This is a genomic window from Moritella dasanensis ArB 0140 (assembly GCF_000276805.1).
GTDB classification, from domain to species: domain Bacteria; phylum Pseudomonadota; class Gammaproteobacteria; order Enterobacterales; family Moritellaceae; genus Moritella; species Moritella dasanensis.
Window position 1 is genome coordinate 1 of sequence record NZ_AKXQ01000022.1, and the last position, 20,369, is coordinate 20,369.

The following is a 20,369-nucleotide window of genomic DNA, read 5'->3' on the forward strand; positions in this document are numbered from 1 at the left end:
GCTAAGTCGGCACTAAATGCGTGTCGCATAATATCATCTTCATTTTAAAAAACAAGTCAATATTACACTTTTTTATTCTTTCCAAATTTTGGTGCCCGAACCCGGAATTGAACCAGGGACACGAGGATTTTCAATCCTCTGCTCTACCAACTGAGCTATTCGGGCAATGGAGCGTCATTAAATAGAATTTAGGCCGATCCGTCAACTGTTTCACTCGGTTTAAGTAAAATAAGATGCGTTAACACTACCCACTGTCTGATTAACCATCAATAAGTGTATTTTGTTGACGCTTAACGGCTAAATTGACGGAAATGACGGTTTACCTCAGAGACATAGTTTTTCATATCGGCCCGAGACTGACTATTCGTGAAACTCTGGTAAACCTCATATGAAGATAAGTCATTTATAATACTTAATGCTTCTTTTTTGTTCTTCGAGAAGGTTTGCAACATATTTTGTGGTCCAGCTATATAACTTGCCAGCATGGCATAGTAGCGAGATTTAGGATTGTTAATCGCTTTAAGATACTGTTTATCTAATAAATTTAAATAACTGCTGCCAATGTCGAGGTTGTTGTTGGTATTAAACAGCCAGTTTGGTTGCGGCTTAAAAGGGTATTTTTTTTGTTGATGAAATACATCCTGGCCAATCGAACTGGAAATTTGCATTAAGCCAATGCGGCCCTGGCTGTTGAGTGCATAAGGATTAAATAAGCTATCGACCTGGATCATCGCAGTAACGACGTTTTTATCAATTTTATAGCGCTGTGCAGCTTGGTTAATCTGGGCTTGATAACGCTGCTGACGGATTTTAGTATGATTGCTACTAAGTGTAAAAGATACGCTGGTGATCTGATTACCATTAACGGTTACTTGCTTACGCTTATGTTTAATTAAGTAGTTTGCATAGCGAGACGCGCGCCAATGCCATTTCATGGCTTTACCGTCGTTGTCTTTTACCTGTTGATATAGAAAAGGCGTGCCTTTAATTTCAGATGTGTAGCTGTTGTAGAAATCGGTGTACTTAGGCTGCTGCGGTGCGAGTAGCGTATATTCAATCGCTTGCTTGAGGTATTGCTGGCTATTCTGTTGTTCTAGCGTCTCGACACGCACAGTGCCTTGCTCGAAATCGATAATAGCGCGGCTACGATAATCGTTAGTATATTTGACATAACGGTAATTGCTTGAAAATGCGTTGCTGCTATCACCCCAAAGGTTGGTTACTTCGCTGCGATAATCAGTTTTTATGGTGTTAAGTGCGGTATTGTCTTTGTCGTTTGATTGTTCTGTCTTCGCGCGGTAATTCGGTTGCTGATAAGCAAGGCGCTCTAAGGCTTGGCTGTTGTTATTGAGCGCGGCGAGTTCGACAGAGTGCTGATAGTCACTCATCGAGCAAGCAGCTAAAACACTGCAACTGATAGCGATTAATAGAATGCGGTATATAGCCATAAGGTGATTGGTTCTTTGGGTTGGAAATTTGCCTAGCGTGAGGAGTCCGCGCTAGGCAATAGGATTAAGCTTTTGGGGTAAAGCCTTCAATGATTACGTCTTGACCTTCGAACAGGTACTTGACCATTTCTTGTTCAAGAAATATGCGATCATTTTCATCCATCATGTTTAATTTTTTTTCGTTCAGCAGCATAGTTTGTTTTTGCTGCCATTCAGACCATGCTTCTTGGGAAATATGATCAAAAATACGTTTGCCTACTTCACCAGGATAAAGTTGAAAACGTAAACCTTCCGCTTCTTTTTGTAAGCGTGTGCAGAAAACCATTCTAGCCATGTTATGCCTCTCTCAATGCTTGAGATGTTAATAATTTTTTAGTTGCAGCTGCTAATCCCACAGTTGCCGGTTGCTCTATGTTATACCAAAGAGTCCCTTCAGATTCCATTATTTGCGTACTTGTTGTGGCTTTTATTTCGACTAACAAAGGACTGATATCCAGATGGAAGTGGCTAAAGGTATGTCTAAACCCAGTTAATTCTTGGGTGCTAAACTCGCTGATGCCAAATTGCGCCAACTGTTCTTCGAGTGATAAATTGTCATCACGTTCTGGGAAACACCAGAGTCCCCCCCAGATCCCCGTCGGTGGTCGTTGTTGTAAACACAGGCTTGAACCTTGCTTTAACAACAACATTTGTACCGTGCGTACCGGAATTGTTTTTTTCGGTTTCGGGGTCGGGAATGCGGTCGGCGTGCCCATCGCACGGGCTTTACAATCATCATTAACCGGGCAAATGTCACAATCTGGTCGACTGCGGGTACAAACGGTTGCACCGAGATCCATCATCACCTGATTATAATTGGCAGTTTGTTGTAATGGTGTCAGCTCTTCAGATAGTGCCCATAGCTTATTCTCGACTGCTTTTACCCCATACCAACCTTCAATCGCGCCCCAGCGGGTTAATACCCGTTTGACGTTACCATCTAAAATCGGGTGTGGTTGATTTAACGATAATGACAATACAGCGCCCGCTGTAGAACGACCCACGCCCGGTAATGCTAAAACTTGTTCAAATTCGGTTGGGAATACGCCTTGGTATTCATCGCGAATTAATTGCGCTGCTTTATGTAAATTGCGGCCGCGTGCGTAATAACCTAGTCCTGTCCATAAATGTAAAACTTCATCGATGTGGGCATTGGCCAAATCGGTTACTGTGGGAAATTTTTCCATAAACGTGGTGAAATAAGGGATCACGGTGCTGACTTGGGTCTGTTGTAACATCACTTCACTTAACCATGTTGGATAAGGTTCGTGGTATCGTTGCCAAGGTAAATCTTTACGGCCAAAGTCTTTAAACCAAGCAAGTACCCGCGGGGCAAATGTGTCTTTATTATTTTCTAATAGCGATGTCATCGGGTATTTTTAGCAATTATGGGCAAATTAGGCGGAAATTATGCCACACAAAACTTGCCAAATTCAGTTATCTTTGGATAATGCCCGAATTAACAGATAAATTTATATAGATTATGGCGATTAACCTGTCATAACGGCGACTGGATAAAAAATGACTGAACATAAAATAACTGAGCATAAAAGAATAGCAGATCCTGAATTAACAGAAGACGGTCAACGCATCCGTAAAGTGAGAAGTTTTGTTTTACGTGAAGGACGTTTAACCAAAGGCCAGGAAGCCGCTATGAAAGATTTTTGGCCAACGATGGGTCTAGATCATGACATGGGCATGCTCGATTTTTCTGAGGTTTTTGGTAACGATAACCCAGTAACATTAGAAATTGGTTTTGGTATGGGCGCATCTTTAGTTGAAATGGCTGCAGCCTCTCCAGAGAAAAACTTTATCGGTATTGAAGTTCATTCACCAGGTGTTGGCGCATGTCTAATGGCTGCTGGCGAACGTGGTGTGACTAACTTACGCGTATTCTGCCATGATGCCGTTGAAGTATTAGCGGATTGTATCCCTGATAGTGGATTAGCGGGCATGCAATTATTTTTCCCAGACCCTTGGCACAAGACGCGTCATCACAAACGTCGTATCGTACAAGCTAGTTTTGCAGAAAGTATTCGCCAAAAACTGAGCTTAGGTGGTATCTTCCATATGGCTACGGACTGGGAAAACTATGCCGAGCATATGATTGAAGTAATGGTTGTTGCACCAGGTTATGAAAATACTGCTGCAGAAGGGAACTTTGTTCCACGTCCTGATTGGCGTCCATTAACAAAATTCGAACAGCGTGGTCACCGTTTAGGTCACGGCGTTTGGGATATTATTTATAAACGTACTAAATAATTCGAGGTAATAATGGCTACAAATCGTAATCGTCGTCTACGTAAGAAACTACGTGTAGATGAATTCCAAGAACTAGGTTTTGATCTTTCTTGGGATTTCGCTGAAGGTACAACTGAAGATCAAATTGACGCTATCTTAGATGGTTTAATTGCTGATGTTATCGATCCAAATAAATTGGCGTTTGCTGCTGATGGCAACTTGCAATGGGATGGTATGATTTGTACTGAGACCCACGGTAAATGTACTGAAGCACAACGTGAGCAAGTGAAAACTTGGTTAGAAGCAAAAGGTGTTCAAAACCTGATTGTTAGCCCGTTATTTGATTTGTGGTACGGTGAAGAAGGCGAATAAGCTGACTCACTAATCGCTAAGCCGACTGTTCGTTAAGTTTCATTACTGACACAGTCGGTTATTTGTTATCTTACTTCTATACGCTCGATAACTTACTCTTTTTCCACTTTGTTCCCGCTTTCTATAGCACACCGAACACCTCATTTTATACAGGTATTTATGCTTTCTAACGCATCTCTAGAAGAACTGCTCGACGTCGTTCGTCCGTTAATTGGTGAAGGCAATGTTGCCAATTACATTCCAGCGTTAGCAAACGTAAACCCCAACCAATTGGGTATTGCTGTGTGTATGGCCAATGGTGAGGTGTTTACTGCGGGTGACGCTATCGAGCGTTTTTCGATTCAAAGTATTTCGAAAGTATTTGCATTAACGGCGGCGTTAACGCGCTTTTCGGAAGATGAGTTGTGGACCCGAGTGGGGCGAGAACCGTCAGGGCAAGCGTACAATTCACTGATTCAATTAGAATATGAAAAAGGTAAACCACGTAATCCGTTTATTAACGCGGGTGCATTAGTGGTGGCTGATATGTTGCAAAGCCGTTTGTCGGCACCTAAGCAACGGATGTTAGAATTGTTACGTAAATTGGCTAATTCAACCGATATTTATATCGATCATACTGTCGCTGACTCTGAATTTGAACACATGGCACGTAATGCCGCGATTGCTTATTTGATGAAATCTCACGGTAATTTTAATAACGATGTGGAAACGGTATTACAGAGTTATTTTAGTTACTGTGCGATTAATATGAATTGTGTGGAACTGGCGACTGCATTCTCGTTTTTAGCGAAGAAAGGCTTACCGTGTCATCGCAATAAAAGCTTGGTAAGTGAGCGTTGTACGCGCCGTTTAAATGCCTTGCTGGCAACCTGTGGTTTGTATGATGAATCAGGTGATTTTGCTTTCCGTGTTGGCATGCCAGCGAAAAGTGGTGTCGGTGGCGGTATTGTCGCCGTGATCCCAGGTGAGTTAACGGTTTGCGTGTGGTCGCCAGAACTGAATGAATCAGGCAATTCACTGGTAGGCACGGCAGCGTTAGAGCTGTTTAGTGAACGTTTTGGCCATTCGATATTTTAACATTAACGGCTACAGAGAGCGGCTGTTATTGATTTAATCTAAGTGATTCAGATAGCAAAAGGGGCGCAATAAGTGATTATTGCGCCCCTTTTAATTTCTTATTTCTTTTAATTTTAATTCTTAATCGAGAGTCGTTAACTAAAGAAACAGATCGAATAAGCTATTGAGGTAACGATGACCGAGTTGGGTTACTTGCCAATGTGTTGCGGTTTCAGTTAATAAACCTTTCTGTATCGCGGCCTTAATTTGTGCACTGACCGTGGATAATGGTAATCCGGTAAAGTCACAAAAATCTTGTTTTGGTGTCGCTTCGATTAAGCGAAAACGATTCATAAAGAATTCAAATGGCAGTTCGTCTTGCGCAACAACGTGTTCATTGTCTAAAAATGATTTATCAGCGTCCATATACCCGCGTGGATGCTTTACTTTGCTACGACGAACTATCTGACCTGTCTCTGGTTCAGTTAGCTTACCGTGCGCGCCACAGCCAATACCGATATAGTCCCCAAAACGCCAATAGTTTAAGTTATGCTGACATTGCTTACCGGCTTTGGCATATCCCGATATCTCATATTGTTCATAACCGGCTTCACTGAGCAGTGCATGACCTTGTTCAAAAATATCCCAGAGAATATCTTCATCGGGCAAGGTTGGTGGTTTAGAGTGAAATTGGGTGTTCTGCTCGATGGTTAATTGATACCAAGATAAGTGCGACGGCGCTAACTCTACTGCTTTGTTTAAATCATATAATGCATCGCTAAGATCTTGATGTGGCAAGCCATGCATCAAATCTAAATTGAATGAATTGAGTGCAGATTCAGTGGCAATATTGGCTGCACGGATCGCTTCATCAGGATCGTGAATACGGCCTAATAAATTGAGCTTTTCAGCTTGTAAGCTTTGCACACCAATGGAAATACGATTGACACCAGCCGCCACATAACCGTGAAAACGATCGGCTTCGACCGTACCCGGGTTGGCTTCCATGGTGATCTCGATATTGTCACTAAATGGGATCATCGCTTCAACCCCATCGAGTATTTGACCAATACCTTCAGCGCTGATCAAACTTGGAGTGCCGCCACCAATAAAGATCGAGTGTAACGATCGTTGGAATACTCGCGGTAATTCACTGCGTAAATCAGCCAGTAGATCGGCAATGTATTCAGCTTCAGGGATCTTGCCCTTTTGAGTGTGTGAGTTGAAGTCACAGTACGGGCATTTTTGTACACACCAAGGAATATGCACATACAAGCTCAACGGCGGTAAACGCATCGGTAATACTGAGTCAGTTGTTGTCGTTAGCGTGTCAGTCATTAGCGGAGTAACCATTATAATGCAGTTGATCGTGCAGCTAATCGAGTTTGTTGCTCGTGCATTGCCGCGAGCAATTTCGTCAGAGCTTGGCCACGGTGACTGAGTTCACTTTTACGTTGTTTAGTCAGTTCTGCTGATGTGCACCCTTCCGATTCAACAAAGAAAATAGGATCGTAACCAAAACCGTCTTCACCACTTGGTTGCTCGGTGATCACGCCATCCCAGCTGCCGTGACAGACTAATGGTGTTGGATCTTCAGCATGGGTCATGTAAACCAATACACAATGGAAACGCGCGGTACGTTGCGCTGTTGGTACGCCTTTTAGCGCATCTAATAGCTTTAATAAGTTATCACGATCGCTGGCATCGACACCTGCATAACGCGCAGAGTAAATACCCGGTACACCTTGCAGCGCGTCAACCGCTAAACCGGAATCATCTGCAATTGCAGGTAGACCTGTCAATGTTGCTGCGTGTTTAGCTTTGATAATGGCATTTTCGATAAATGTGGTGCCAGTCTCATCGGCTTCGACAATATTGAAATCACTTTGTGGAAGTACTTCAAGACCAAACTCAGCAAGCAGTGCTGACATTTCACGAACTTTGCCTGGATTACCAGTAGCGAGAACAACTTTAGACATGGTGGGCCTTATATGATTTATTTAAAAACTATTAAAAATAGTGATTTATTAAACAGCGTTAAAAACGATTGATTAAATGAACGCTGGCATCGCGCTATCATTTAATCATCGTATTCTTATTTGCAGTCAGGTTATACAGGATTGCTAATCATGGATAAAGCCTAATCAACATAAAACTTCTGTTGGAATTTTAGCTCTTGAGTTTGATTACCGCTGTTTAACGTTGCCTTAATTCGGTAAGTTTCTTCGTTACGATGCGGTACTTCTGCAATGTAGTAAATCGCATTTTGTTCACGAATTTCACGGACTTCTAATTCACGAATATTACCGAGTAAATTACGTGCCGTGACTGTCATTGTCACTGCTTGGGCTTTTTGGGTATCACTATCAAGCACTGAAATATTGATAATACCTAAGTATTTACTGCGGTTGATATCATAAGTTGATGCGACGTCAGCGGTTAAAAATGTACTTGGAAACGCAATGTAATGTACATCCCAATCACCTAATTTTTGCATTTGTTCTGCGCTGGCATTCGCAGAGCATAATAACGTTAGGGAAAGTAATAAAGATTTAAATAATGCTGGCATGTGAGCTCCTTAGAAGGTTAATGCAGAGGCTGGCTCTGCATTAATTTAGCGTTACTAAAATTGAATAATAGTACTAAAATGGCATAGCGATACTAGAATGGAATACCAGTAAGGTCACCGATTAGTATTTGTAAAAATTGCAGGCCTAAAATCGCCACTAGCATCGATAAGTCTAGACCGCCAATTGCCGGAATAATACGACGGATAGGGGATAAAATCGGTTCACTTAGCTGTGATAATACATTTTCAATAGGGCTGCTACCTTTGCTAACCCAGCTTAAAATAGCACGTAAAATTAATACGTAGAATACTAGGCTAAAGCATTGTTTAAGCAATTTAATTGCAGCGAAAAGTAATACATCTTGGATAGGGGCTACCGCGCCCGTCTGCAGTCCGAATAAAGTATAAATCATCACGCAGGCTACTGCATAGGCAAAGACCACTGATGCAAGGTCCAAGCCACCGATACTCGGGATCACACGACGTAGCGGGCGGACAACGGGTTGTGTTGCTTTGACAATAAATTGGCTCATCGGATTATAAAAATCAGCACGGGCCAGTTGTAACCATATACGTAACAGTATGATGAGAATGTATGTTTCAAATAAAATACTGACCAAAAAGTTAGCCGCGTTCATAAATTACCCTTTAAGTTAATTGGTAGTGAGTTAATTGTTCGTCGATTCATCGTTAAAAAAGTTTTTGCATTTCTTCAGCACGAGAAACCGCTGCTTGCATTGCTGTATTGACAGTTGCGCGCAAGTTTTGTTCTTCAAAAGTACGAATTGCTTCGGCTGTCGTGCCACCTTTTGAGGTGACATTTTGACGTAATGTCGCTAAATCAATGTGTGGGTTTTGGATGACTAATTCAGCCGAACCTGCCGCCGCTTGCTGGACTAATTCTCTTGCTTGCTGTTGACTGAAGCCCATGCCGATAATGCTTTCTTGCATTGCTTCCATGAATAAGAAGAAATAAGCCGGTGAACTACCTGTTGCGGCAATAATGGTATTTAAGTCCGCTTCGTTATCAACCCAGCAAGTTTTACCGACTGCCATCATAATTTGGTCGATAGTTTTGATATCTTCATCAGACACTTCTGGCGATGGGAATAAACCCGTCATGCCTTTTTGTACTAATGCTGGTGTATTCGGCATAGTACGAACGATAGGCTGATTGTCAGCAAGTAAACTCTGTAAACGCTCAACCGTGACACCGGCGGCAACGGAAACAAATAACTTACCACGGTAATCGCTACTCTGTTCAGCCAAGTGAGAGCACACATCGCCCATCAATTGCGGTTTTACGGCCAGAATAATAATATCTGCTTGTGCAACGGCAAAGTGATTGTCTTGGGTGGTATTAATGGCAAATTTTTCTTCAAGTACATCTAAGCGTGTGCGCGTCGGACTTGCTGCATAAATTAATTCTGCAGGGTAGCCATCTGTGATCATGCCGCCGATAAGGCTGCTTGCCATATTACCTGCACCGATAAAGGCGATTTTCTTATTCGTGATCATGCGTGTTTAATTCCTTATATTTGCTCATTACTGTGTAATTCCATAACAACGGAGCGATCAGCCGCGTGCACCGAAAATAGCAGTGCCAACACGTACCATGTTGCTGCCTTGCGCAATGGCAAGTTCCATATCGTTGGTCATGCCCATCGATAACGTGTCTATTTGGTTATATTGGTGCTGAAGTGATAAATACAACGATTCAAGCTGGTTAAATTGCGATTTAAGCTTGTCGAGGTCAGCTGTTTTTTCTGGGATTGCCATGATCCCACGTAATACCAAATTGGGTAGCTGCGTCACTTGCTCGGCTAACAGGCATGCTTGTGCTAGGTCCGCACCTGATTTACTGTCTTCTGCACTGATATTCACTTGAATGCAGATGTTCAATTTCGCCATTTCAGCAGGGCGTTGATCATTGAGTCGCTGCGCCACTTTTAACCGGTCTATGCTCTGCACCCAATCAAAATGCTCGGCGATTGGACGGGTTTTATTCGATTGGATAGGACCAATAAAATGCCACTCAATATCGTCGTAATGACCGTCTTGTTGTAGGTGAGTAATTTTTTCTACTGCCTCTTGCAGGTAGTTTTCACCAAACTTACGCTGTCCGAGTGCGTAAACTGCCATGACTTGTTCAACTGGCTTGGTTTTACTTACTGCAAGCAGGTTAATTTCAGACCTTTTTTTGCAAGATGTGCTTGCCGCGTTGTCAATTTGAGTCAGAACCTGTTGTAATCGTGTTGATATACTATTCATGATGTTACTTGCAAATGAGGTTAAAAAGAATATGGATGTTACAGAGTTACTTACATTTAGTGTAAAGCATAACGCATCAGATCTACACCTTTCTTCGGGTGTGCCACCGATGATCCGCGTGGATGGTGATGTACGTAAAATAAACTTACCAGCTTTTGACGCTAAACAAGTACATGCGCTGATTTATGACATTATGGATGATAAACAACGCAAAGACTATGAAGAACATTTGGAAGTCGATTTTTCTTTTGAAATTATGAATGTTGCCCGTTTTCGTGTGAATGCATTTAATCAACACCGTGGTCCAGCAGCAACGTTTCGTACTATTCCCAGTGAAATAAAAACCATGGCCGAGTTAAGTGTGCCAGATATTCTGCATGATCTGGTTAACTTGCCACGTGGTTTAGTATTAGTGACTGGGCCGACTGGTTCTGGTAAATCGACAACATTGGCGGCGATGGTCGATCATATTAATGAGCACCAGCATAAGCACATTTTGACCATAGAAGATCCCATTGAATTTGTACACCAAAATAAGAAAAGCCTGATCAATCAGCGTGAAGTATTCCGTGATACCAAGAGCTTTAATGCCGCATTACGTTCGGCATTACGTGAAGATCCGGATGTTATTTTAGTGGGTGAAATGCGTGATTTAGAAACCATCCGCTTGGCATTAACCGCGGCGGAAACCGGACACTTAGTGTTTGGTACCTTGCATACGACCTCTGCAGCGAAAACCATTGACCGTATTGTCGATGTATTCCCAGGACAAGAAAAAGACATGGTGCGATCTATGTTGTCTGAATCACTGCGTGCGGTAATTTCGCAAACGTTATTAAAACGTACCGGTGGTGGTCGTGTTGCCGCCCATGAGATCATGTTGGGCACACCTGCTATTCGTAACTTGATCCGTGAAGATAAAGTCGCGCAGATGTATTCGGTGATCCAAACAGGTATGATGCACGGCATGCAAACATTAGATCAATCATTACGTGAATTGGTTAATATGGGTATTGTCACGACGGAAGAAGCGCGCATTAGAGCGGTTGATCAACAAAGTTTTTAAACATGAATAAAAGTGTTTGAAAATAAATGAACAGTTTTTAAGGATGAATAACATGGCCATGCTACCGCAACTCTTTAGTGCGATGAAAAAGATCGAAGGTTCTGATATGTATATTTCTGCGGGTATTGCGCCGACAGTGAAAGTACATGGCTCTTTACGGGCGATATCAGAGCACAAATTAACGGCGGAGCAATCATTAGCCTTGGTGAAAGAAGCCATGTCTGAGGATGAGTACGCTTCGTTCTGCCGCACCAAAGAGTCTAATTTTGGTATCTTGATGCCAGATATTGGGCGTTTCCGTGTCAGTGCATTTTGGCAATTAGAAAAAGCGGGCATGGTTATTCGTCGTATTGAAACTGAAATCCCGGCAATGGACGACTTATATCTGCCTGCAGTGTTAAAGCACACTGCATTAGAAAAACGTGGCTTAGTGCTAGTTGTTGGAGCCACGGGATCGGGTAAATCAACCACCCAAGCCGCGATGGTGGGTTATCGTAATCAAAACTCATCGGGGCATATCTTAACCATTGAAGATCCTATTGAATTTGTGCATGAACACCAAAGCTGTATTGTCACCCAGCGTGAAGTGGGAATTGATACCGATTCGTTTGAAGATGCCTTGAAGAGTTCATTACGTCAGGCCCCTGATGTGATCCTGATTGGTGAGATCCGTTCGCAAGAAACCATGGAATTTGCGTTGGCGTTTGCTGAAACCGGTCACTTATGTATGGCGACGTTACATGCCACCAATGCGAACCAAGCTATCGACCGTATTTTACACTTGGTGCCAAAAGAGAAACATGCGCAATTGTTGTATGACTTGTCGCTTAACTTAAAAGCCATTGTTGCGCAGCAATTAATTCCGGTTCAAGGCGGTACAAGTCGCCGTGGTGCATTTGAAATTTTGTTAAATAGCCCTTTGGTGAGCGAATTAATTCGTAAAAATGAGCTGCATAAAATTAAAGAAGTGATGACCAAGTCCGTAGAATTGGGGATGCAAACGTTTGACCAAGCGTTGTTAGAACTTTATAACACCAATATGATCAGTTATACCGAAGCTCTACATCATGCTGATTCGCCAAATGATTTACGCTTAATGATTAAGTTAAATCAAGGCCAAGCTGGCGGTGATAGTATGCTGGATGGGATCACGATTGAAGCCTTGTAGTCGGCTGTAATCGTCAGTCATAGTTTGTAGTAGCAAGGTGGTTCATCTCGGCGTTATAATCACCGTCGAGATTGAACATCATCACAGTCACCACCGTTAACGTCAGTTTAAAAGAAGTAAGGAAAAGTTATGTTAATCGTAGTATCACCGGCTAAAACGCTCGATTTTGAAACGCCACCTGTCATCGAGCAGTATAGCCAAGCTGATTTGAACGTACATTCGGCAGAGCTGATTGATGTTTGCCGTCAATTAACGCCAATGGATTTATCATCATTGATGAAAATTAGTGATAAATTAGCTGGGTTGAACGTGGCTCGTTTTACTGAATGGTCGAGTGAGTTTACCCCGGAGAATGCCAAGCAGGCGGTATTTGCCTTTAAAGGCGATGTGTATACGGGTTTGGATGCGGAAAGCTTTAGCGCTGACGATATGGCGTTTGCGCAACAGCATTTCCGTATCTTATCTGGGTTATATGGTTTACTGCGACCGCTTGATTTGATTAAAGCCTACCGTTTAGAAATGGGCACCAAGCTAGCCAATGACCGTGGTACTAACTTGTATCAATTCTGGGGTGATATCGTTACCGATAAAGTGAACGAAACCTTGGCTGCACAAGGCGATAAATTATTAATTAATTTAGCGTCAAATGAGTACTTTAAAGCGGTGCAAAAGAAACGTTTAAAAGGCCGCGTGATCACGCCGGTATTTAAAGACTGCAAAGCGGGTAAATTCAAAATTATTAGTTTTTACGCCAAAAAAGCACGTGGTTTAATGGCGCGTTACATTATTGATAATCAACTAACGGATGTTGCACAACTAACGGCATTTGATACTGATGGTTATTATTATTGCGAAGCGGAATCAACGGATATAGAGTTGGTGTTTAAGCGTGATGAAATTTTTAAGTAATTAATCTGTATTGTGGATAGCAAAGAGTTTTAAATCAGCGCTCATAAAAAAGGATATTCAATTGAATATCCTTTTTTGTATCTGGCTATTAGCCGCTGATTATCTTGTCAAATATGACTGAATTAATCCCAGCCGTTATTTTTCTTTCTACGGAAACGAATTGATGGAATGATTAATCCGGCAATTAAACCTGCAGCAAGAATCAAGGCACCAAGCAGAATAAAGCGATGTTGTTCGTCTTCTTCTTTGGTATCTAAGCGCGTTGATAGTTGCTCATTTTCGTTACGTAAACGTACTGCTTCAGCAGTCAATGCCGTATTTTCAGCGGTTAAAGACGCGATATTATTTGATTGCGCTGCAATGCCCGCTTCTTTTTCTGCCAGTTCATCACTATTAGCAGCCGTTAATTCTGCCATTGCTGCAGAGTTTTTACCGTTGATTTTCGCTAAAGCTTGTTTGGTTTTTGCCAATTCAGCTTGTAACTTCGGTGTACGAATTTTCAAACTTACTTGGCGTGATAGTGATGCACCATCAATCCAAGCTGTTTTGTTCTTACTTGTGGTGATTTGCACATAGTTAGAGCCAGCATTAGTCTGTAAATAGGTGACGGCTTCACCGGCTTTAATTGTGCCAATGATGCGATATTGAGTGCCCGGGCCTGAATGCATAAAAATAGACACGTCATCACTGATGTAACGTGTTTCTTTCGCAAAGCTCGATAAACTAACGAGTGTTAGCAGTGTTGCTATAATGAGTTTTTTGATCTTCACAAGATGTCCTGTAGACGAAATATTCTGATAAGCATAATAAGTATAAAATCGAATTTCGACAAGCCTCAGATGCTATTTTACCATCATAAAAATAGAAATTGAGTGGATTTACAAAAAAGGCCATCAACAAATTGATGGCCTTTCCAAAACAATGTAACCAATTACACTACAAAGATAGCTTCTAAAATCTTGTAGAAGATAATTGATAAGATTGCACCCGCAGGTAGCGTTACAATCCAAGATACCACAATAGTTCTGACTACATTTAGGTTCAAGGCTGCGATACCACGCGCCATACCCACACCCAGAACGCCACCCACAAGGGTTTGCGTTGTTGAGATAGGTAAACCTGAGCCTGAGGCAATAACAACCGTTGTAGCTGTTGCTAATTGCGCTGCAAAACCACGACTTGGTGTTAGTTCAGTAATGCCGGTACCAACGGTAGACATTACTTTATGACCCATAGTCGCTAGACCAACCACGATACCTAAACCACCCAGCGGTAAGATCCACCATGTAATTTCAGCTTTCTCAGCAATTTCACCACCATGTTCAACGATAGAGACAACTGCGGCTAGTGGACCGATCGCGTTTGCTACGTCATTTGAACCATGGGCGAATGCCATCGCACAAGCAGTGATGATCATTAAGATACCAAATACTTTCTCTACGTTTGAGAAATGCATATCTTTATCATTACTTGGGCTGTATTTCTGTTTACTGATATATACGGCACCAGCGATTGCGACTAATAAACTGATCACGGCAGAAGCCAGTAGACCTTCGGCTGTTGTTAGGTGTAAACCTACGTGTTTCAGACCTTTTTTAATCGTTACCATCGCGATCACAAACGTTGTTAAAGCCATGTAGAGTGGCACATAACGTTTAGCGTTAGCCAGTGGATCTTTGGTATCGAAAATGAGTTTTTGTATACTCATAAAGGTGACGTAAGCGATGAGTCCGGAGAGTATCGGGGTAATTACCCAACTCCCTACGATGCCACCTGCTTTACCCCATTGTACAGCCTCAGGGCCAACACTCACGAGTGCAAAACCAACAATCGCACCAACAATAGAGTGCGTTGTTGATACCGGCCAGCCAAAGATAGAGGCGATCATTAACCAAGTACCCGCGGCAAGTAGCGCCGAGATCATACCAAACGCTAGCGCATCTGGACGGTTATTGTCTTTAAAGACCGCAAGGTCAACAATACCTTTTCGGACGGTATCGGTTACTTCACCACCGGCTAAGTAAGCGCCAGCAAATTCAAAAACCATCGCGATAAGAATGGCTTGTTTAACGGTTAATGATTTAGTACCAACAGATGTGCCCATTGCGTTTGCAACGTCATTTGCACCGATGCCCCACGCCATGTAAAGGCCAAAGACTGCTGCCATCATCAGTAGATAAGGACCGTATGCTTGAATGATTTCCATTATTTATATACCTGTAGTGATCTTAATTACGCGCGAGCATTAGTTCGAGACGGGCGCCAACAGTTTCAGCTTGGTCAGCTAGTCCGCCAACCCACTCTAAGATTTTGTAAAGGAACATAACATCAATTGGATTGTAGTTATTTTCAATTGAAAGTAATTTTTGACGTAATACGATCTGCATTGCATCGGTATCATCTTCGATACAATCAAGTTCATTGATCATATTTTCAACAAGATCGACTTCGCGACCTTTAAAGCCGGTTTCAATTAGCTCATCTAATTCATTAATGGCTTTTTTAGCCAGTGCCGTTGCGTCAATGCAACGTTTTAGATAAATAGTGAAGTCATCTGCAATTTCAATTGGCAGTTGCAGTTTACGACCAATCATACGACCGGCAATATCTTTCGCGCGATTGGCGATTTTATCTTGCTGAGTAAGTAGGTCTAGCAGGTCGGTACGATCAACAGGCATAAAGATACCGCGTGGTAGCTTAAGGCGAATTTCACGCTTTAATACGTCTGCATCTCTCTCACATTGAGATATCTGCTGACGGAGTGTTTCCGCTTTATCCCAGTCTTGTTCTGCTGTTGCAGCAAAGAATGGCACTAACAATTCACAAGTCTCATGCACTTTCGTGATGTGTTCTTGTAAAGGGGTAATCGGCGACTTAGCAAAAAGTCCTAAAATAGTATTTACTGGCATAGCCATAATCCATGTATGTGACAATAAGATGACACTTTTAAAGATGCCGCGAATGTTAAACAACTCTCAGGAGTTTGCAATATAAAATTTACCTTATTAGTGATTGAATTAGACCAAAATCAATATTTTTTTGTTTTATAGCGGATCTTATTCGTGAATTAAAGATTTAACCTTAGACAGATTTTAAAATTATTGGTAAATTTTGTATCTTAAAGTGCGAGATAGTTTGGTTTATCGACGCATGGTTTATTTTTGGTGAGTCTAGCGAGGCCGGATGAGTACGGAAGTTGAAATAAAGTTTGTGGTTAAACCACAGGTTAAATCACAATTAGAAGTGTTATTAGCTGATTATGTGATTATTGAACAGGCTGTTAAGCCTTTATCTAATACTTATTTTGATACGACAACGTCGCAATTTCGTCAATTTGATTTTGGTTTACGCACGCGTAAAAGTTTAAATTTTGCCGAGCAAACCATTAAAACGGCGGGTATTGTCCGTGGCGGTTTGCATCAGCGCCCTGAATATAATTTAGCCTTATCGGGTGATATGCCGACATTGGCTGCATTCCCCGCTGAGATCTGGCCTGAAGGTGCCGATATAGCACAATTGCAAGCCGACTTAGTCGATTTGTTTACCACCGATTTTGAACGCACTATGTGGCATATACAGTTGCCAAACAGCGCCGAGATTGAAGTGGTATTTGATCAAGGCATGGCCCGCAGTGGTGAACACAGTTATCCTATTTGCGAAATTGAGTTGGAACTCGTGCGTGGTGATATTGCAGATCTATTCACGTTAGCGCAGCAAATCAGTCAACTGAATAATGTGCGTCTGGGTAATGTCAGCAAAGCAAAACGCGGTTACCAACTCGCGGGATTATATACGCCGAAAATTAAACCGCTAACATTACAGATGCCAACAATAGCAACAGCAAGCTTGGCTGATATATTTCTGGCGACATTGACGCAAAGCTACGCGCATTGGCAACATCACGAACAACAGTATTTAGAAACGCAGGATATTACTGCGCTAGTTGAAGTGGATGCGGCGGTGGCGTTGATCCAACAAACATTACAAAGTTATGCTGACATTTTACCTGACATTGGTTTAAAACAAACTGAGTTAGTGTGGTTAGTGGAGCAACTCTCTGCGGTAAACAGTGCGTCTCAACTGCATCAGGTGATGGTTAATAACAGTCAACTTATTCGTAAATTTCCAGAGCATAAGCGTATTAGCAAAGAGTTGCAGGCCTTACAAACGCGGTATATTGATTTTACCGACATTGAAAACCTGTTTAATAGCGCAAGATACGCCAGCCTTATGCTGTCAATTAGTCAGTTACTGAGCCAAGGTTTGAGTAGTGTTAAGCTCGATACGGCCAAAGTATTAGCGTTCGCCAATACCCATTTACAAAAAAGTTGGCAGAGCGTGCTCGATTCTTTATTGTCGGCCCCTGTACTTAATGCAGATGACTATTTAGCTGTGCAAGAAAAATTAAAACAAAACTTATTAATCGGCCATTGTTTTAGTCACTATTATGCAGCGGAGCGTCGTGATAAATTTCGTTTACCTTGGCAGGATATTTTACAGGGAGTTGATGATCTTGCGGTATTACAGATACTGATGGGCGTGGCGCAGCAGCAACCAGAAGCGATAGCGACACAGATTAAGAAAGTCTTAATGCGTAAGCAAGGATCATTATTAGATGCGTTGGAACAAACGCGTTTGCAAGCGTTAACGATGCGTCCATACTGGACTGAAGAATAATAATATCATGAAATGAAAAACAGCAATCAGTGGCCAAGGTTGTCACTGATTGCTGTCACACCTGCTTATACCCATCGCCTTTGAAACTGCATGGGTGTTGGCAGCATTCTCTCAGCCCAATCACATAGTAGATCTATGCTCAGGGGCTTCGTTCGCTTGCCGCCTACATGCACCCTCAAGTGTCTTGGGTATATAACGGGTGTTACTCTGAAAATTTGACTAAATCTTCAATAACTAACCTTTTAATTTCCAACTGTTGCGCTGGTTGTAAGCCATACTTTTCAGCCAATTCAATGTAATCTTGGTTGTTTAACGACACGGTAAGACGTGGTCTTTTCGGACGTTTATTAACGGTTAAACCGAGAATGTCCCGGATCTGTTCTGACGGGCTTAAGTTATGATCTAATGCCGCTTTGCGGATTTTATATTGGATCTTTTCATCCATATCAAAGGCGACTTGAACCGCTTTCATCGCTTTCTGGGATGACTGCCATTTTTCCGGTAATTCACGTGATTTAACCATCTTCAATCTGCCTTGTACTGTGTTTATGCTATTGGCCAGTATCCTGTAATACTGTCATTACCAAGTTGTACGGTCAAGTACACATCTGTATCGCCGGTATTATAAACCATAATATCGATCAGTTTGTTTTCTTTAGCATCATGCAAATGGTAGAAGTCAAACTGACGACCTGGGTTGTCCTCGGTATACTGCGATGGCGCAGACGTTCTAAAATCAGTTCTGTGGTGATAACCGACAGTGGCGATGTCTTGTTGGTAGTAACGCGCTGCATGCCAATCGCCTAGTGTCACCGGCAGTTGGCTAGGTAATTCAGTAAAGCCTTCTTCAAATACGTCACCGAACAAGGCTAAATCGAACAATTGTGAGACTTCTTCACGGGTTAGTTCAAGACTGAGCTGGAAGTTGTTCTGGTCATGCCCTGGCAATGTTAACCAAACATAGGTTTGTTGCTCGCCTTGTAGTTTAAAGCGTGGATAATGTTGGTGTTCAAACTCCAGTGTTTCTATCGCAATCACTTCAAATTTTTGGCGGCGAATTTCACTTGGTAGGGTGAAACTGTCACTTAGTTCGATGATATCACCGATAATTAATTTACTGACATGGTTGAGATCGCGGGTTGGGGTAGCGGGGGCTGATTTTTTAAATAGATTTTTGAAGAAACTCATCATGGCTCCTAAAACGAGTAAGATTAAGGTATAGCAAAATGACAAATAGGAACAGCACGTGTTGCCACGGTGACTGCTCCTATTGGGGATTAACTGACTAACTAATTTATAAAGCGATTAGTCGTTAAACTTAGCTATTTTGCTTGGCTTTTAAACGCTCTAATACTGAATTCGCGTTGCTTTGCTGCTGGCCTATACCTGCTTCTGCTAATTTAGCTTTTAATGATTGGTCACTGCCTTCGGCATGTAATTCATCCGCGGCAACCATACGATCATCAAAATCTTGCTGTTTTTGCTTAATACGTTCTAATGAATCTTTTGCGCTAAGCAGTTTTGAGTTGCTGGCACTAAAATTGTCAGTGATCGCTGATGTTGCTTTTTGCACGCTGTCCGTTGTCTTAACCATGGTTAATTGACGTTGATGCTCTGCTAATTGACGCTCACTTTTCTTCACTAAATCTTTTAGTTTTGTTGCACTGCTGCTGAAGCTATCTAGGTTTTGTTGTTGTTCGATAACTTCTTGCTCGAGTTGGGCGATTTTTTCAGCCACTTCTAATGCTAATGCTTCGTTACCCGCATTCAATGCTTGTACTGCATAACCTTCGTGTTCGGTTAAGTTCGCTTTAACGCGCTCAAGTTCACGGTTTGATTGCATTTGCTTGGCCATTACGTCAGTTAAATTACGTTTAGCGTTAGTCAAATGAACTTCGGCGTCGCGAATTTCTTGTTCAAAGATACGCATTGAATTTGCATCAACAATACCTTCACCTACTTCACGGGCGCCACCGCGGATGGCAGTCATAATTTTTTTAAAAATGCTCATAAACTTCTCCTAAGAAGTAGGGATTAAACTAAATAATCTGATAATTCAGTAATAACTTCAAGGCTGTTATCACTTAATACAACTAATTCATGTTCTACATCGGCAATGGTTGATTGCACTGATAATGCGCCGTATACCACATACATATCACCAATTTTTGCGAATGATGACAATGGCATTGGGATGTTAAGCTCTAACATCGCTTCTAACATCTCGACACGTTTTTCTGTTTTAACTTCGTTTTCGCCCCATAAATAAGCAATACAAAGAATTTGCTCATCAGTGACGGAAACAAAAATTGGAATTTCTTCACGACCTTCAACGTCAACACGCAGTACATCAACATCGCCAGATATGAGGGTACAGTCAAATTTGTAACCAGTGTCAGACTTGTCGCCAAGATCATTAAGATAATTTGCAATTTTATGTATGTTCATCTCGTTCCTTTTTGACATATTATGTCTAAGTAAGTTAACTTTAAGCCCCAGGACATAATATGTCAAGTGGCTTGCTTATAATTTATAATGTTTTATAGCATTTAC

At 41.9% G+C, this 20,369-nt stretch carries 23 protein-coding genes and 1 tRNA gene; 7 read left to right on the forward strand and 17 right to left on the reverse strand.

The features are described from left to right. Positions 1-89: 89 nt before the first annotated feature. From A923_RS0116435 to mutY, 4 genes are all read right to left on the reverse strand, one after another. Positions 90-165 (reverse strand) — tRNA-Phe (locus A923_RS0116435). Positions 166-290: 125 nt separating this feature from the next. Next, on the reverse strand, positions 291-1,448 hold the full coding sequence (locus tag A923_RS0116440; protein WP_017222782.1) for a murein transglycosylase domain-containing protein: 1,158 nt from the start codon (positions 1,446-1,448) through the stop codon (positions 291-293). A gap of 64 nt (positions 1,449-1,512) precedes the next feature. After that, positions 1,513-1,782, reverse strand: coding sequence for an oxidative damage protection protein (locus A923_RS0116445; protein WP_017222783.1), 270 nt, complete (start codon positions 1,780-1,782; stop codon positions 1,513-1,515). Between the two features lies 1 nt (position 1,783). Then, positions 1,784-2,857, reverse strand: coding sequence for an A/G-specific adenine glycosylase (gene mutY, locus A923_RS0116450; RefSeq protein ID WP_017222784.1), 1,074 nt, complete (start codon positions 2,855-2,857; stop codon positions 1,784-1,786). Between the two features lie 151 nt (positions 2,858-3,008). On the opposite strand from mutY, the gene trmB reads away from it, so the two are divergent. The 3 genes from trmB (at position 3,009) to glsB (ending at position 5,177) form a co-directional block, all read left to right on the forward strand. Next, positions 3,009-3,749, forward strand: a complete 741-nt coding sequence (gene trmB / locus A923_RS0116455) for a tRNA (guanosine(46)-N7)-methyltransferase TrmB (protein ID WP_017222785.1) — start codon at positions 3,009-3,011, stop codon at positions 3,747-3,749. 12 nt (positions 3,750-3,761) lie between these two features. Beyond that, a complete protein-coding gene (locus tag A923_RS0116460; RefSeq protein WP_017222786.1) occupies positions 3,762-4,100 on the forward strand; it encodes a YggL 50S ribosome-binding family protein in 339 nt (112 codons plus the stop codon). A 159-nt stretch (positions 4,101-4,259) separates the two neighbouring features. Continuing rightward, the gene (gene glsB, locus A923_RS0116465; RefSeq protein ID WP_017222787.1) at positions 4,260-5,177 is read left to right on the forward strand and encodes a glutaminase B; all 918 of its coding nucleotides are present in this window, start codon (positions 4,260-4,262) and stop codon (positions 5,175-5,177) included. Between the two features lie 138 nt (positions 5,178-5,315). Here glsB and hemW read toward each other — a convergent pair whose 3' ends face one another. The 6 genes from hemW to A923_RS0116495 form a co-directional block, all read right to left on the reverse strand. Next, the gene (hemW, locus tag A923_RS0116470; protein ID WP_017222788.1) at positions 5,316-6,494 is read right to left on the reverse strand and encodes a radical SAM family heme chaperone HemW; all 1,179 of its coding nucleotides are present in this window, start codon (positions 6,492-6,494) and stop codon (positions 5,316-5,318) included. A gap of 14 nt (positions 6,495-6,508) precedes the next feature. Beyond that, positions 6,509-7,135 (reverse strand): XTP/dITP diphosphatase, encoded by a 627-nt coding sequence (locus A923_RS0116475; RefSeq protein ID WP_017222789.1) that lies wholly within the window; start codon positions 7,133-7,135, stop codon positions 6,509-6,511. 161 nt (positions 7,136-7,296) lie between these two features. Continuing rightward, positions 7,297-7,725: a DUF4426 domain-containing protein gene (locus A923_RS0116480; RefSeq protein WP_017222790.1), complete on the reverse strand. Its 429-nt coding sequence runs from the start codon at positions 7,723-7,725 to the stop codon at positions 7,297-7,299. Between the two features lie 92 nt (positions 7,726-7,817). Next, a complete protein-coding gene (locus tag A923_RS0116485; RefSeq protein ID WP_017222791.1) occupies positions 7,818-8,363 on the reverse strand; it encodes a YggT family protein in 546 nt (181 codons plus the stop codon). A 52-nt stretch (positions 8,364-8,415) separates the two neighbouring features. Beyond that, entirely contained in the window at positions 8,416-9,243 is an 828-nt protein-coding gene (gene proC, locus A923_RS0116490; RefSeq protein ID WP_017222792.1) for a pyrroline-5-carboxylate reductase, read from the reverse strand. A 57-nt stretch (positions 9,244-9,300) separates the two neighbouring features. Next, positions 9,301-9,996: a YggS family pyridoxal phosphate-dependent enzyme gene (locus tag A923_RS0116495; RefSeq protein ID WP_017222793.1), complete on the reverse strand. Its 696-nt coding sequence runs from the start codon at positions 9,994-9,996 to the stop codon at positions 9,301-9,303. 31 nt (positions 9,997-10,027) lie between these two features. On the opposite strand from A923_RS0116495, the gene A923_RS0116500 reads away from it, so the two are divergent. From A923_RS0116500 to yaaA, 3 genes are all read left to right on the forward strand, one after another. Beyond that, positions 10,028-11,062 carry a type IV pilus twitching motility protein PilT gene (locus A923_RS0116500; RefSeq protein ID WP_026006290.1) on the forward strand — a complete coding sequence of 345 codons (1,035 nt, stop codon included), beginning with the start codon at positions 10,028-10,030 and terminating at the stop codon, positions 11,060-11,062. Positions 11,063-11,114: 52 nt separating this feature from the next. Further along, positions 11,115-12,230 (forward strand): PilT/PilU family type 4a pilus ATPase, encoded by a 1,116-nt coding sequence (locus tag A923_RS0116505; RefSeq protein WP_017222795.1) that lies wholly within the window; start codon positions 11,115-11,117, stop codon positions 12,228-12,230. Between the two features lie 129 nt (positions 12,231-12,359). After that, entirely contained in the window at positions 12,360-13,139 is a 780-nt protein-coding gene (gene yaaA, locus A923_RS0116510; RefSeq protein ID WP_017222796.1) for a peroxide stress protein YaaA, read from the forward strand. Positions 13,140-13,261: 122 nt separating this feature from the next. On the opposite strand, the gene A923_RS0116515 is transcribed toward yaaA, so the two are convergent. The 3 genes from A923_RS0116515 to A923_RS0116525 all read right to left on the reverse strand — a co-directional run bounded on the left by A923_RS0116515 (position 13,262) and on the right by A923_RS0116525 (position 16,048). Further along, entirely contained in the window at positions 13,262-13,909 is a 648-nt protein-coding gene (locus tag A923_RS0116515) for a TIGR04211 family SH3 domain-containing protein (RefSeq protein ID WP_017222797.1), read from the reverse strand. Positions 13,910-14,070: 161 nt separating this feature from the next. Beyond that, positions 14,071-15,345: an inorganic phosphate transporter gene (locus A923_RS0116520; protein WP_017222798.1), complete on the reverse strand. Its 1,275-nt coding sequence runs from the start codon at positions 15,343-15,345 to the stop codon at positions 14,071-14,073. Between the two features lie 22 nt (positions 15,346-15,367). Further along, positions 15,368-16,048, reverse strand: coding sequence for a TIGR00153 family protein (locus A923_RS0116525; protein ID WP_017222799.1), 681 nt, complete (start codon positions 16,046-16,048; stop codon positions 15,368-15,370). A 274-nt stretch (positions 16,049-16,322) separates the two neighbouring features. On the opposite strand from A923_RS0116525, the gene A923_RS0116530 reads away from it, so the two are divergent. Continuing rightward, a complete protein-coding gene (locus tag A923_RS0116530; protein WP_017222800.1) occupies positions 16,323-17,816 on the forward strand; it encodes a CYTH domain-containing protein in 1,494 nt (497 codons plus the stop codon). Positions 17,817-18,018: 202 nt separating this feature from the next. On the opposite strand, the gene A923_RS0116535 is transcribed toward A923_RS0116530, so the two are convergent. The 4 genes from A923_RS0116535 to A923_RS0116550 form a co-directional block, all read right to left on the reverse strand. Further along, positions 18,019-18,339 carry a hypothetical protein gene (locus A923_RS0116535; protein WP_017222801.1) on the reverse strand — a complete coding sequence of 107 codons (321 nt, stop codon included), beginning with the start codon at positions 18,337-18,339 and terminating at the stop codon, positions 18,019-18,021. Between the two features lie 23 nt (positions 18,340-18,362). After that, positions 18,363-19,004 carry a hypothetical protein gene (locus A923_RS0116540; protein WP_017222802.1) on the reverse strand — a complete coding sequence of 214 codons (642 nt, stop codon included), beginning with the start codon at positions 19,002-19,004 and terminating at the stop codon, positions 18,363-18,365. Between the two features lie 130 nt (positions 19,005-19,134). Next, the gene (locus A923_RS0116545) at positions 19,135-19,827 is read right to left on the reverse strand and encodes a PspA/IM30 family protein (protein ID WP_017222803.1); all 693 of its coding nucleotides are present in this window, start codon (positions 19,825-19,827) and stop codon (positions 19,135-19,137) included. 23 nt (positions 19,828-19,850) lie between these two features. After that, a complete protein-coding gene (locus A923_RS0116550) occupies positions 19,851-20,264 on the reverse strand; it encodes a YjfI family protein (protein WP_017222804.1) in 414 nt (137 codons plus the stop codon). Positions 20,265-20,369: the final 105 nt, after the last annotated feature.

Coding starts and splice junctions, on each gene's coding strand:
- A923_RS0116440 (WP_017222782.1), bottom strand. CDS start 1,448: ATGGCTATATACCGCATTCTATTAATCGCTATCAGTTGCAGTGTTTTA.
- A923_RS0116445 (WP_017222783.1), bottom strand. CDS start 1,782: ATGGCTAGAATGGTTTTCTGCACACGCTTACAAAAAGAAGCGGAAGGT.
- mutY (WP_017222784.1), bottom strand. CDS start 2,857: ATGACATCGCTATTAGAAAATAATAAAGACACATTTGCCCCGCGGGTA.
- trmB (WP_017222785.1), top strand. CDS start 3,009: ATGACTGAACATAAAATAACTGAGCATAAAAGAATAGCAGATCCTGAA.
- A923_RS0116460 (WP_017222786.1), top strand. CDS start 3,762: ATGGCTACAAATCGTAATCGTCGTCTACGTAAGAAACTACGTGTAGAT.
- glsB (WP_017222787.1), top strand. CDS start 4,260: ATGCTTTCTAACGCATCTCTAGAAGAACTGCTCGACGTCGTTCGTCCG.
- hemW (WP_017222788.1), bottom strand. CDS start 6,494: ATGACTGACACGCTAACGACAACAACTGACTCAGTATTACCGATGCGT.
- A923_RS0116475 (WP_017222789.1), bottom strand. CDS start 7,135: ATGTCTAAAGTTGTTCTCGCTACTGGTAATCCAGGCAAAGTTCGTGAA.
- A923_RS0116480 (WP_017222790.1), bottom strand. CDS start 7,725: ATGCCAGCATTATTTAAATCTTTATTACTTTCCCTAACGTTATTATGC.
- A923_RS0116485 (WP_017222791.1), bottom strand. CDS start 8,363: ATGAACGCGGCTAACTTTTTGGTCAGTATTTTATTTGAAACATACATT.
- proC (WP_017222792.1), bottom strand. CDS start 9,243: ATGATCACGAATAAGAAAATCGCCTTTATCGGTGCAGGTAATATGGCA.
- A923_RS0116495 (WP_017222793.1), bottom strand. CDS start 9,996: ATGAATAGTATATCAACACGATTACAACAGGTTCTGACTCAAATTGAC.
- A923_RS0116500 (WP_026006290.1), top strand. CDS start 10,028: ATGGATGTTACAGAGTTACTTACATTTAGTGTAAAGCATAACGCATCA.
- A923_RS0116505 (WP_017222795.1), top strand. CDS start 11,115: ATGGCCATGCTACCGCAACTCTTTAGTGCGATGAAAAAGATCGAAGGT.
- yaaA (WP_017222796.1), top strand. CDS start 12,360: ATGTTAATCGTAGTATCACCGGCTAAAACGCTCGATTTTGAAACGCCA.
- A923_RS0116520 (WP_017222798.1), bottom strand. CDS start 15,345: ATGGAAATCATTCAAGCATACGGTCCTTATCTACTGATGATGGCAGCA.
- A923_RS0116525 (WP_017222799.1), bottom strand. CDS start 16,048: ATGCCAGTAAATACTATTTTAGGACTTTTTGCTAAGTCGCCGATTACC.
- A923_RS0116530 (WP_017222800.1), top strand. CDS start 16,323: ATGAGTACGGAAGTTGAAATAAAGTTTGTGGTTAAACCACAGGTTAAA.
- A923_RS0116535 (WP_017222801.1), bottom strand. CDS start 18,339: ATGGTTAAATCACGTGAATTACCGGAAAAATGGCAGTCATCCCAGAAA.
- A923_RS0116540 (WP_017222802.1), bottom strand. CDS start 19,004: ATGAGTTTCTTCAAAAATCTATTTAAAAAATCAGCCCCCGCTACCCCA.
- A923_RS0116545 (WP_017222803.1), bottom strand. CDS start 19,827: ATGAGCATTTTTAAAAAAATTATGACTGCCATCCGCGGTGGCGCCCGT.
- A923_RS0116550 (WP_017222804.1), bottom strand. CDS start 20,264: ATGAACATACATAAAATTGCAAATTATCTTAATGATCTTGGCGACAAG.